The sequence below is a fragment of the Pseudomonas sp. No.117 genome (genome assembly GCF_054558395.1).
Genome location: NZ_BAAJNP010000023.1, coordinates 1 through 388 on the forward strand (window position 1 = coordinate 1; position 388 = coordinate 388).

At 65.2% G+C, this 388-nt stretch carries 1 protein-coding gene; it reads right to left on the reverse strand.

Features of this window, described 5'->3' with window-relative positions; genetic code table 11:
• A partial coding sequence (locus ACYJP6_RS24175; protein ID WP_459478564.1) for a transposase occupies window positions 1-388 on the reverse strand: 388 nt, incomplete at both ends.

A 388-nucleotide genomic window follows, 5' to 3' on the forward strand; every position in this document is an offset into this window, starting at 1 on the left:
GGTCTTGCCCGATTGCCAAGGGCGCGGCACCAGGCCGACGAAGGCGGTGCACTGTCGGGCACTGCCGAAGTCACGGCTGTGCAGCAGGGCCAGCAGATGCCGTGACAACACCTCGCCGATTCCGCTGATGCTCTGCAGCAATGTGCGGTCGCGCTTGAGCTCGTCGTGCCGGTCAATGTGGTCGTCGATGTCCTGACGCACGCGCTCGGCCTCCTGTTGCAACGCCTTCACTAGGTTGTCGATGGAAGCCAGCACGCCCAGGCTGCCGCTGACCGCGGCCTTTTCGCGGCGATTGAGCTCACGCTGCAGATCCTCTTGCAGGGCTTCATGGCGAGCAATAAGAGCCTTGAGTTCGCGGACCTCGCGTCGCTCCGGCGTCCAGGGCCGG